This is a genomic window from Bifidobacterium olomucense (assembly GCF_012932375.1).
In the GTDB taxonomy this organism is placed as follows: Bacteria; Actinomycetota; Actinomycetes; order Actinomycetales; family Bifidobacteriaceae; genus Bifidobacterium; species Bifidobacterium olomucense.
Window position 1 is genome coordinate 226,965 of sequence record NZ_JAAIIG010000004.1, and the last position, 12,059, is coordinate 239,023.

The 12,059-nt window shown below is 60.1% G+C and carries 6 protein-coding genes; 1 reads left to right on the forward strand and 5 read right to left on the reverse strand.

Going from position 1 to position 12,059, the window contains the following annotated elements; genetic code table 11:
• Positions 1 to 13 precede the first annotated feature (13 nt).
• From G1C97_RS06415 to G1C97_RS06425, 3 genes are all read right to left on the reverse strand, one after another.
• Positions 14 to 1,153 carry an Mrp/NBP35 family ATP-binding protein gene (locus G1C97_RS06415; protein WP_169241049.1) on the reverse strand — a complete coding sequence of 380 codons (1,140 nt, stop codon included), beginning with the start codon at positions 1,151 to 1,153 and terminating at the stop codon, positions 14 to 16.
• Positions 1,154 to 1,209: 56 nt separating this feature from the next.
• Positions 1,210 to 3,906, reverse strand: coding sequence for an NAD-dependent DNA ligase LigA (gene ligA, locus G1C97_RS06420; RefSeq protein ID WP_169241050.1), 2,697 nt, complete (start codon positions 3,904 to 3,906; stop codon positions 1,210 to 1,212).
• Between the two features lie 83 nt (positions 3,907 to 3,989).
• The gene (locus G1C97_RS06425) at positions 3,990 to 7,523 is read right to left on the reverse strand and encodes a tetratricopeptide repeat protein (RefSeq protein ID WP_417852214.1); all 3,534 of its coding nucleotides are present in this window, start codon (positions 7,521 to 7,523) and stop codon (positions 3,990 to 3,992) included.
• A 257-nt stretch (positions 7,524 to 7,780) separates the two neighbouring features.
• Between G1C97_RS06425 and G1C97_RS06430 the strand changes: the two genes are divergently transcribed.
• Positions 7,781 to 9,928 (forward strand): hypothetical protein, encoded by a 2,148-nt coding sequence (locus G1C97_RS06430; protein WP_240951032.1) that lies wholly within the window; start codon positions 7,781 to 7,783, stop codon positions 9,926 to 9,928.
• 70 nt (positions 9,929 to 9,998) lie between these two features.
• Here the strand turns inward: G1C97_RS06430 and G1C97_RS06435 are convergent, their stop codons facing one another.
• Both G1C97_RS06435 and G1C97_RS06440 read right to left on the reverse strand, forming a co-directional pair.
• Entirely contained in the window at positions 9,999 to 10,802 is an 804-nt protein-coding gene (locus tag G1C97_RS06435) for an ATP-binding cassette domain-containing protein (protein ID WP_169241100.1), read from the reverse strand.
• 37 nt (positions 10,803 to 10,839) lie between these two features.
• Positions 10,840 to 12,012 carry a pyridoxal phosphate-dependent aminotransferase gene (locus tag G1C97_RS06440; RefSeq protein ID WP_169241053.1) on the reverse strand — a complete coding sequence of 391 codons (1,173 nt, stop codon included), beginning with the start codon at positions 12,010 to 12,012 and terminating at the stop codon, positions 10,840 to 10,842.
• Between the last annotated feature and the right edge of the window lie 47 nt (positions 12,013 to 12,059).

The following is a 12,059-nucleotide window of genomic DNA, read 5'->3' on the forward strand; positions in this document are numbered from 1 at the left end:
TCGCTGCGAAATGTCAATGATTTGCTGCGGGAGTCTCCATCAGCCGCTCCGCCAAAGACCGGAACGTACCACCGATGCCGTCAGTGCGCAGCGCACCGTCCTTGTCCAGCACCGCAGGGCGTCCGGCTTCGCCGGTTTCACGCACTTCGGGAATCAGCGGCAGCTGGGCCATCAACGGCACCTCGTAGCCGAGCGCTTCGGTCAGCTGATCGGAAACGCGCTGTCCGCCTCCGGCGCCGAAAATCTCCAACCGCTCGCCCTTATGCTCGTAGTAGCTCATGTTCTCCACCACACCACGAACCTTCATCGGCACCTGCAACGCCACCAGTCCGGAGCGCACGGCAATATCCGAGGCGGAAGGCTGAGGAGTCGTCACCACTACCAGTTCGGCATTCGGCAACGCCTGAGCCACGGAGATTGCCATGTCTCCGGTGCCGGGTGCCAGATCGAGCAGCAGCACGTCAGGCTGCCCCCACCAGACGTCGGACAGGAACTGTTCCAAAGAACGCTGTAAGCGTGGTCCGCGCCACAGAATGGCACGGTCCGCACCGGCGAACATGCCGATGGAGATCAGTTTGACGCCCCATGCAGTCACCGGCATCAGCATGCCGTTCAAGTTGGTCGGTTGGGTGTGCACGCCGAACAGTCGAGGAAGAGAAAAACCGTAAATGTCCGCGTCGATGGCGGCGGTATCGTAGCCAAGCGCCGCAAACGTAGCCGCAAGGTTCGCCGTGACCGACGACTTGCCTACGCCGCCCTTACCGGAAGCGATGGCGAAGATACGCGTCTTGACGCCCGGTTTGCTGAACGGATTCTGTTTGCGCTCGGCTTTCAAATCGGCGACCAGATCTTCCAGCTTATCCCGGCTCATTGAGCTGACTTCGATATGCGGCGTGAGCGCAGCATCCGGATAGGAGGCCACAGCCCCGTTGATCTGATTGGTGATGGTCTGCGAAAGCGGGCATCCTTCGACCGTAAGCTCAACATGCACGGTGACGTCGTAGGCGGGATTCGCATCTGACGGTTCAGTGGACGGGACCGCGTTAATGGCGGCGATCATGCCTAAATCAGTCACGGACCGTCCAAGTTCCGGGTCAATAACGCGGCTCAAACGGTCGTAGATGGCGGCTTCAATCTCACGGGTATCAGTCATGCATCCTCCTTATTGCCGCGTACCAGAGTAGCGTGTGCCGCGCCGGCATGCCAGAGTCAGACCTCTCCGGTTTCCAGCAACTGCGCGAACTGGGCCTCATTCAGCATGGGAATGCCGAGCTCCTCCGCCTTGGTTGCCTTGGAACCGGCATTGGCACCGACCACCACGTAATCGGTTTTCTTGCTCACCGAGCCTGCGGCCTTGCCGCCACGCTCCAGAATGGCTTCCTTGGCGGAATCACGAGAATAGCCTTCCAAAGAGCCGGTAACCACAACCGTCTTTCCAGCCAAGGTCTGCGGCAACGTGCTTTTCTCGGCCGCGTCCAGTCCCACACCTGCAGCCTGCCATGCGCGCAAGGTCTCCCCTCGCCAATCACCGGGTTCACGGGCGGCGGCAAACCAGTTCACCACCGATTCGGCGATTTCCGGCCCCACGCCGTCAATCTGCGTCAGGTCCTCCACACTCGCCGACTCAATCGCTTCCAGCGAGCCCAGCGACGAAGCGATCAGACGCGCGGTCGGCGGACCAAGGCGACGAATGGACAACGCCACCAGCACACGCCACAGGTCAACATGACGAGCCTTGTCCATCTCCTCGAACATCTTGCGTGTGTTCTCACCGGGGCGCACATATACCGGCACTTCCGTGGTGCCGGTGCGCGTGGTCTTGTGGTCCACACGCACGATTACGGCATCGGCGGGCACATCATATTCCGCGTATTCCTGCTGCGTCGCATCGGAGCTAGAGTCAGCGCCAGAACCAAACTCGTCTGCCGACGCGCGTTCGGCGAGCTGCTTGGCGGTAAGTTTCTTCGCCGCGGTCGGCAACGTCCAAAACGCAGGCACCCGATGCCATAAGCCGGAGCCTCCCACATTCTTGCGCACCTTCTTCTTGCGCCCATTCGCGCCGACCGCTTCATGCACCTCCACAATCGACGCTTCGCGCCAGACGTACACATCCTTCAAGTCGGCGGCGGTCAAGGCGAACAGCCCAGCCTCGCTCGACAGTACCGGTGTCTGCGCGGGAGGTAGTTCCAGTCCTGCCCCCGGTTCGTACGGTTCGGGTTCCTCACCGGCAGACACGAGGATTTCAGTGATGTTCGGCGCATAGGTCGCAACCGAATCCGGCCGGTTCTCCTCCGGATTGGTCAGCGCGATAGCGGACTGCTCGCCCAGATGCTCGATGTCGAAAGCCTTGCGCGAGGCGAGCGAAATCACACGCTCGGTCAACTGCGCCGGACAGCTTTCCACATTCAGGCAACGAATATCCTTATCCCCCTCTTTGGCGGGAGCAAGTTTGGCACCGCAGGACGGGCAATATTCAGGCATCACAAACTCGTGCAGCTGGCTCTCGCGCCCCTTGCGGCGCTCCAGCACCGGGCCCACAAGCTCGGGAATCACATCGCCGGCCTTACGCACTACCACGGTGTCTCCGATGAGAATGCCTTTACGCTTAACCTCGAAGGCATTGTGCAACGTGGTACGCGCCACGGTGGAACCGGCCACATATACGGGTTTCAGAATGGCCACCGGAGTCACACGGCCGGTACGCCCCACCTGCACGATGATGTCCTTGAGCTCGGTATTCACCTCTTCGGGCGGATATTTGTATGCGATGGCCCAACGCGGAGCGCGCGAAGTGGCACCTAGCGTACGCTGCAGAGTCAAGTCATCCACTTTGACCACAATGCCGTCGAGCGCATGCTCGATATCGCCACGATGTTCGCCGTAGTAATCGATCATGTCGAGAATCTCATCGAACGATGAGACGGCACGGTTGTGCGGCGAAACCGGCACACCCCATTTTTCGTACAATGCGTAGGCTTGCGACTGGTCGGCCACCACGTCATGCGTACCGCGCGGATGATCGGCTCCCCAGTCAAGCCGACCAAGACCGTGGGCGTAGAAGCTCAGACGGCGGGTGGCGGTGATACGTGGATCCTTCTGCCGCAACGAGCCGGCGGCGGCATTACGAGGATTGGCGAAAGGCGCACGACCGGCATCCTCCTGTTCATTGTTGAGCGCGCGGAAATCGTCCCAGCGCATGAACACTTCACCGCGAATTTCCACAAAATCCGGAATGTCTTCCTTGGGTCCGCCAAGATTGGCAGGGATGGAGCCGATGGTGCGCACGTTCAGGGTGATGTCTTCGCCGGTGACGCCGTCGCCACGGGTCAGGCCCTGTTCCAGCACACCGTTGCGGTAGATGAGGTTCAGCGCAAGACCATCGATTTTGACTTCGCAGCTCATCGGCAATGCCTTGCCTTGCGGCCAGTCGAGGTCACGAATCACCGAATCGTACCAGTCTTTGAGCTCTTCGATGGAGAAGACGTCATCCAAGCTCATCATACGGCTGGGGTGACGTACCGAAGCGAAATCGTTGGAGAATGTGCCGCCGACCCGATGCGTGGGGCTTTGCGGATTATCCAACGAGGGGAATGCGGCTTCGAGCCTTTCGAGGCAGCGCATGCGCGCATCATAGGCGGCATCGGAGCTGACGGGCGCATCGTCGATGTAATAGGCGATCTGGTCGGATTCCACCCATGCAGCCACTTTGGTCCACAATCTGGTGGCGGACTCGGAATCAAGCCCGTTCACGTCAAGGCGGTCGAGACGCATGGCGTCGTCATCGGTGGCCGTCAATGCGGCAATCCACGGCAATGAGCCCGGCGCGAAACGGGTTATGCCCTCGTCCGGGCGAATCTCCGCTTCAGCGCCATCGTCAAAATCCCACGCCAACTGTTCAATGCTCATAACCGCCTATCCTATCGGAATCAGTCTCGAATCGGTCGAGAGCCGGCCTTGCCTTCATGAGATGGGCATCGCCGAGGGTGAGCCTACACGCTCAGCGAGCGCAGGAACTGGCCCTGAATCACGTCAATGCCGTCACCTTCGCCATCGTTCATGCGAGCGGCTGCCACCGACAGGGTGCGCGCCGGCACGAACATGCCCTCATCCACGCATACGCGGGCCGCATCGCGCACGATGGTCGCCACCTCGGTATGCGGCCAGACCGGCAGATCATGCATATTCAGTACATGAACTGCCTCGTCCACGGTCTCGGGCACGCGAATGCACTGCGAATCGGCGCGAGCGACCAGCTCCTGCAATTCGCTTTCCAAAGAGCCGATGGCCCCGGACGCGATATGATCGCTCATGATGTATGCCGCAGCGGCTGTGTCGAAACGGTCAAGCATCCATTCGGAGTAGGCGAAGCGATAGTAGGCGAATGCGGCGTCGTCACGGTCCAAGGCCACGCGCAGCGCATTCAGGCATGCGGCACGTGCCGAATCCCAGTCTTCGTTGCGAGCCAGTTGGATGGCGAGCTTCAAATGCGAGAGCGGGTACGCGGGCGCATAGGCCACCATCCGGTTGAGGTGCGGAATCGCCGCCGCCGCGCCTTTGATCTGACTGAGCACGTCGGCCAGCTCCATATGCGCATAGAACAGATTGTCGGTAATGAGCACGGTATGCTCATCCGGGGTGGCGAACAGACGGTTGTATACCACACGTTCGGCGTAGGAATTGAAGTACCGCGGCACGCCGCCACTGGTCGAGAACACGTAATCCATGCGCGCCACCGCTTTCTCGGCGGCATCGATAGCCTGATCGACCTGTCCGGAGAACAGGAGATCGCGCGCGCGCAGACGTTCCTTATCCAACCCATCAGCGAGGGTGAACGTGAAGTCCGGCGTATCGTTGCCGTCAATCAGCGCGCTGGTCACCTGCGAGGCCAGACCGGTCAACTCGGGATCGCAAATCGATTCGATCACGCGCATCGCACGCTGGGCCTTCTCCACTGAACTCATCGTCTGGTTGCGTGCCAGATCATGGAATTCGCTGACTCCATGCTGCAGCAGATCAATACGCTGGATAGACAGTCCCGCACTGTTCTTTGCGCCGAGCACCCGAGCTGCGGGTTCGCTGAAGCGCCGGTCGGCAAGCTCCGGCTCCTCCTGTGCACCGACCGGGGAGAACCTGCTGTCCGCCAGATCGAAATCAGCGTTGATGGGCTTCAAGCCGCCTTCGCCGTCCACATCCATCACCGCACCGAACATGCGGTAGGTCTCGGTCGGATTGTCCAATCCGTCTGTATCGAGCCGCTTGAGGAAGGCGTCACGGGTGAAGGTGACGGTGACCATGTTGCGCACGGTAGGGTTGCGGCGCAGCACGCCCAATGGATCATTGTTCGCATCCGCGTCGGCGTCCATGGCGTCGCCGCCGATCACGCTGCCGTCGCTGCCGATGGCACCAAGGCCTATGGCATTGTCATCGTCCGAGGCGCTGAACGACATTTCGTCGATATCCAATCCACGCATCAGATCCTCGAACTGCGAGTCGATGGAAGCCGCGTTCTCACGCTGATCTTCCGCATGCTGGTCCGGCTGTGCATGCGCTTCGGCCGGCGAGCCGTCCCCCGTCAGCCCGCCGTTCTGCCCTTCGGATTGGCTATCCGCGGCTTGGTTATCCGCAGATTGTTCCGGTGAAGCCGTCTGCCTCTCCGCACCCGACAAGCCCGAGCCGGCTCCGGCTGTTTCCTCACCGGATGCCGCCTGCCCGAAGGACTCCTCGTGGGAGATCGGACGAGTCGGATCCCCGTGGAAGTCACCATCTTTAGGATCCGCCTTGGAACCGGCACGGCCCAGTCCCAAATCGCCGCTGCGCAGATGCTCGAAAGCGCGCAGCGCCTCGCTCATCATCGCCTGAATCGCCGAATCCTGTTCCGCAATGGCCTCTTCCAGACCGATGGAATCAATATGCAGCGAAACCTGACGCACACGCTCACTGGTGCCAAAGCTCAACGCCGCCATCATCAATCCGACGCGCAGATTGTAGGCGGAACTCATTGCGGCACGTTCCGCTCCGCTCAGCGCCCGCCATGTACGACGGGTCACGTCATATCGACTGTCAGGCATCATCGAAGTGCCTGCGGTGGTGAATCCGATGGCCACTTCGCCGCTATCCAGCCGGGAGCGGAACTCCACGTCAAAGCGGTACGGCAACCGCAAGCGGCGCAACAGGGCGGCCAGCGTCTGCCGATACACCCACTCGTCACTGCTATTCGTATTCGGTTCCGGCTCCACACCCGGCACGGGATTGGTGCATGGGTCCGGGAATTCCCGACGAATTCGGTCAGCCGTATCGGCGGCGGTATCGATCAGGCTGAGCACGGCATGACGCTCGTCGTCGCCCTCATACGGCTCCAGCGCCATAATCGCCGGATTCTCGATCAGTTTCATATCGATCTGCGCGGCCTGAGCACGAGTGACCGTATCTTCCGTCAAAGGACGTCCCAGCGAAGAGCTGCGTTCCAGCCATGCGCTCACTGCGGCAAACCGGTTGAGGTTGCCTTCGATTTTCAGCGACTTGAGTACCTGATTGAACGCCAGAGACTTATCCCAAGTAAAGAAGTAGCTGTTCGAATAGCTTGCGGTGTACAGGTGCAGCGGTTCGGCACCATGCACGGCCTCCAGACCGGGCAGTTCGTCCAACGCGCCGGCTTCACGCATCAGATCGGCGAAATGATCCTCCAAGCCCGACGCACGCATGCCATGGGCCCGCGCTTCCAGTGTGTCGCGTACCGAGCGGCGAATCGCTCCGATGGGGGCCTCCCGGTTGAGGCGACGGAAAATATTGCCTGATCCGAAGCCGATAAGCAGCCCGTTGATCTGCGGCAACATGTATGTGGCGAAGAAACCGATGGCCAACGCATCCCGATACTCCAGATCATGGCGCATCTGGCGCGGCAGATCGGCACGCATCTGCTCCAGCGTGTATCGATTTCCGGATTTCAGCCATGAGGCCAGCCATATCATGCGTCCGGCGTCATCACGGCCCACCATGCCGCCGGAAACCACCTTCACACCATCCTCGTGCGAGCCACGATGAGTGAGGTTGCGCATGGAATCGCGAGCCATGCGCGGAATCGCAGCGCCAAACGAATGCGGCTCATTCGTGCTCGCTCCCAAACGGTTGCCGTCCGGGAGCATCATGTCCTTTTCCTTGCCGAACATGAATCGCGGCTGCATGTTCTGCACATCCATATTCGGATCGGAGCCGGCGAATACACGACCATACGTGTCGGCAAACGCCACCTGCGCGAAGTGATCGGCGTCGGTAAACACACCCAAGCTGAACCCGCGTCCCACCGTGCCGGGCAGCTGCGCCCATCCAAGCGACAATCCGTCCGGAACATTGTCGAACTGCGTATATATACGACGCTTTACCAAAGGGCTCAATGCAACCGCGTTCTTGGTCAATTCGTCGACCACGCCGCCCTGATGCTTGCTGACGTTGCGCAATGCGTCACCGAACGGATTCGAAGAACTTCGCGGCTTGGTCAATCCCAGATCGACGGCGAGCGCATTCATCGAATTCCTCAGTCCGTTCAGGAATGCGGCACTCCGATGATGAAAATGGTTCGATTCGCGTTTTGGCATGATTCTCATTGTCTACTGTTTGCCCGACATACCACCTGTCGTAAAGCTTATAGAATAATGAGGTGCATTACGAAGACCACTCCCCTTCTCAGCGACCTCGGCGATCTCAGCGGCCCCGCGGCTTCCGTCTGCGTCAGTTATTCGCCGTCATCAGTGTGCTGGCCGTTATCGCGATCGCGGAATGCGTGATGTTCAATCTGCCGTTCTGGCGCACGCTGGGTGCCAGTACCGATACGAACGCCGTGCATAACACGCTGGGCACTGGGTTGTCTCGCACGAACGACGGCATGCTGGTGGTCACCGATCCCACTCATGCCTATCTTGAATTGACGGCAGACGGCACTTCAGGCTACCTGCGCGTGGACACCGCCAGTCAGGAGGCAATCGATAAGGCTTATCAGCGCGCCGACGCCAAGTCCAAAGCCAATGGCGACGAAGCTGCGTCAAGCCCACTGGGTGCCATTCATGTGCGCGTCGACGTGGCAGGCGCTACCGGACGGGCGACATCGTTAAGCCCGGGTAGCGAACGCAGTCATTATCTCAAGGCGGACGGCAAGGGCCGGGTGCGCGTCTGGATTCAGGAGGCCAAAGACTCCGTGGTGCCGATCGGTGACGTACGCGCCAATGTGCGCGTGCCGTTCGCCATCAGTTGGGTGCGCATCGGCACCATGGCGCTGCTGGCACTGGCTTTGGCGCTGTGGCGGCCGGGCTCGCGACTGTGGCGCATGCCGTTCGATCCGGCGAGTGGCCGTCAGCGGCTTGCGTTCGCCGGTATTATGGCCATCCCGGTGGTGGTGCTTGGCGTTGCCATCGTGCAGCAGCTGGCATATGGAGCGGCACCGGTGTTCCATGTTGCCGGAGGATATACCTATGATTTCAACCAGTATGGGCATACGGCGGATTCACTGATCGCCGGCCGAACATGGTTGGATCTTCCGGTTCCCGACGCGTTGGCGGCTATTGCCGACCCGTATGATGTGACCACCCGTTCCAAGCTGCTGGCTCAGGGTGTGACGCCTCTGTACTGGGATTACGCCTACTATCAGGGTCACTGGTATTCGTATTTCGGCGTGCTTCCGGCAGTGGCGCTGTTCGTACCGTACAAGCTGCTCACCGGACAGACGCTGCCTACGGCTGCGGCGGAACTGTTCCTCATGCTGCTGTTCATTATCTTCTTCACGTTGCTGGTGCTGCGTGTGATTCATCGTGTGATGCCGAAGACTTCTCTGGCGGCTGCCAGCCTGATCACGCTGTCTTGCCTGTTGGGTTCGCAGCTGGGCTATATGCTGTACCGCACGAATTTCTACCAGGTGCCATTGGCTGCATCGTTGACGTTGACTTCATTGGGTTTGTGGTTCTGGATGGGTGCCACCACCACGCACCGGCCGATATTGCCGAGCGACCGTTGGCAGGTCGGGAAAACCACGCCATTGTCGCTGCCGCGGCTGGCGCTTGGCGCATGGTGCATCGCCGCGAATTTCGGCTGCCGTCCTACGTTCACGCTTACCGCATTATTGGCATTCCCGATGTTCTGGCCGCAGATTCGAGCCATGATGTCAGAGCTGAAATCGTTGAAGACGAATCGCGTTGCATGGATGCGTATGTTGCATGCGCCTTTGGCCATGATCGTACCGGCGCTTGTGATTGTGGTGCCGTTGATGCTGTGGAATCACGCCAGATTCGGTTCGTTGCTGAATTTCGGCAACGCCTACCAGTTCAGCATCGCCGATATGACCGAGTATGTGACGCCCACGGCAAGCGTGCCCGTCACCGCTTGGTATTACCTGTTCCTACCGATGCGGTTCACTGCGGCATTCCCGTGGGTGGCGGCCAGCGCCGCGCCGATGCCGGAATGGAGCTACTACGAGGTGATGTCCGGCGGATTGTTCGTCACGATGCCATTGCTGGCGCTGTCGCTGATTCTGCCGTTCCTGCGCCGTTTGGAAATGCACGGCATGCGAGCCTTGTTGCTCTCCTGCCTTGGGCTGGCCGGCGTAATCATCGTGTTCAACAGCGCCGTGGGTGGTCTTGGCTGGCGGTATACCGCGGACTTCGCCTATCTGCTGGCTTTGGCGTCGATCCCGGGACTGCTATGGTTGGTCAATGGCCGTGAGCCGAGTACGTCGCTGGCCGGCGCGAATGATGCGGCTTCCGCAGACGGCTTCGCATATGTCACGCCGTGGCGTTGGCTGATGCGTTGGGTGATGCTGCTGTCGGTGCTGTTTATGATTGCGGTGAGTGTGCTCAGCTGCCTGATGCAAGGCCGCAGCGATGCGCTGATCAACAACAATCCCACGCTCTGGCATGAGTTGCAGGCGTGGTTCATGTTGCTGTAAACGCTGTCGTAATCGGCCGTGTTACGTTCGGCTGTCGTAATCAGCCGAACAATACTTACTTTGCCGACGTTTACTTTGCCGACGTTTCTGCCGACGACATCGCCACGTACTTCCGACGAATCAAGTCCTCGTAATACGCCACGGCTTCGTCCGGAGTTCCGTCGAACACAATGCGATGGTCGTCAAGTACCAGCGTACGGTCGATGGCGTATTCGCTCCGGCGAATCATATCGGTATCGTGCGTGGCGAAAATCACCTGCTTGTCGTAACTGAACAACGCACGGGCCACATGCGCGGTACCGATTTCGTCCAAGCCTTTGCTTGGCTCATCGGCCACGATGGCGCTCGGGGCGAAGCTCAGCGCGGCGGCGATGGCCAGCAGATGACGTTTCTCGGAATCAAGTTCGCTAGCTTTGGCGCGGGCCACCTGAGCCAGGTCGAAATGCGCGAACAGGTTGCCGATGCGCGCGTGACGCTCCCCCTCGTCAATCTTATGTTTCTTCAACGCTTCGGCTACGGCTTCACTGATGTTCTCGGCGCGGTAGAAACTGTTCGGGATTTCCTCGCGTCGTACCTTGCCCACCAAATCATCGATACGCTTGGCATCTTTCTTGACGCCGGGGTCAAGCCGCTCCTCGCCGCCGGAAATAACTACCGTACCCGCAGTGGCTTTCAGCGAGCCGTCCAAAAGGCCGAGCAGCGTGGATTTGCCGGCTCCGTTAAGACCGATGATGGCCACGCGTCGCTCGGTGATGGTCAATGATGTGGGCGCGAGACCTACATGCCCGTCATCATAGGTGTGTCCTGCCTGGTCGAGCGTGAAGGCCAAGGATGCTGGACGTGGCAGCTCTTTGGACTTGAAGAAGAATCCCATGCGGCCCATTGTATCCCCGCATCCCCGCACGCTTTTCCTAAACACCTAACTGTGCGGCGACTTCCTCCAGAACCGCCCTCACATTATGCTCGAATTCCTCCGGTTCAGGCAGCAGGGAGATCGCCAAATAGCCGTTGGCGTTCATATCGAAGAAGTAGCCGGGCTGGCCGCTGATCCGATGGTGCTCGATAAGGCCCAAGACCAGCTCGTTTTCGTCAATGACCGACGGCACACGAAGCAGCACGTTCCAGCCGCCTTCCGCACGCAGTACACTCACCAGACCGTTGGGGTCGGCGGCAAGCAGCTCATGCAGTCGGGCAAGATTGCCACGAACGCGTGCGGCGGTACGCGCGGTCTGACCGGGTGCCGCCGCCAGCAGATCGGGAATCATCGCGGCGATGATGTCGCTCATCGGTAGATAGTCGTCGGCGATAACATCCAGCCGGCGTTTCGCCGCAGCCATATCCTCGTCCGGACCGGATACCTGAATCCAGCCGACCTTGGCGTGCGGTGCGGCGAGCATTTTGGAGAACCCGTCCAGCGCGAAGGTGAGTACACCTTGTTCGCCGGCGAGCCGCGCGTTGCCGGGGAACGGCTCGAGACCGTAGTCGTAAAACACTTCGTCCGCGATCAGGGCGATGCCGTGGTCTTGGCACAGACGCACCAGAGCCTCGCGTTCGGAAGGTTTGACATATGAGCCGGACGGATTGTTGGGATTGATCACTATCAGGGCGCGGATTCGCGCACCTTCCGCACCGTTCAACAGGGCGGCGATGGCGGCGGTGTCGATGAACCAGGAACCATCGAACTGAAGCTGGTATTCGAGCGTTTCCACGCCTTCAAGCCGTGCGATGGATTCGATCAGCGGGTACCCCGGTTTGGGTGCCAGCACGGCGTCGCCGGGGTCGCACAGCAGTTTGATCAGCCAAGAGTAGGCCTCGGATGTGGAGCTCAGCAGATACAGGTCGTCTGCATCGATTGTGTGGGCTTGCGTGCTGAGGAATGCGGACAAAGCCTTACGCGCATCGCGAGGCCCGCGCGGGTCGGCGGTGTAGATGCTCGGCACCAGAGCCGGAGCCAAACCGTGACGCGTAGGGTTGGAATCATTGAGTTTGCCAAGTGCGATGCCGTCCGCCTTGGCCTGCGCTTCGGCTGCGGCGATGGGATTCGGGGCGCTGATGTCAACGCGGGAGGAAAAATGCACGGTCATAATCCTCCACGATAGAACCTGCCATTCCCGGCCGGCATGTTCGGGAT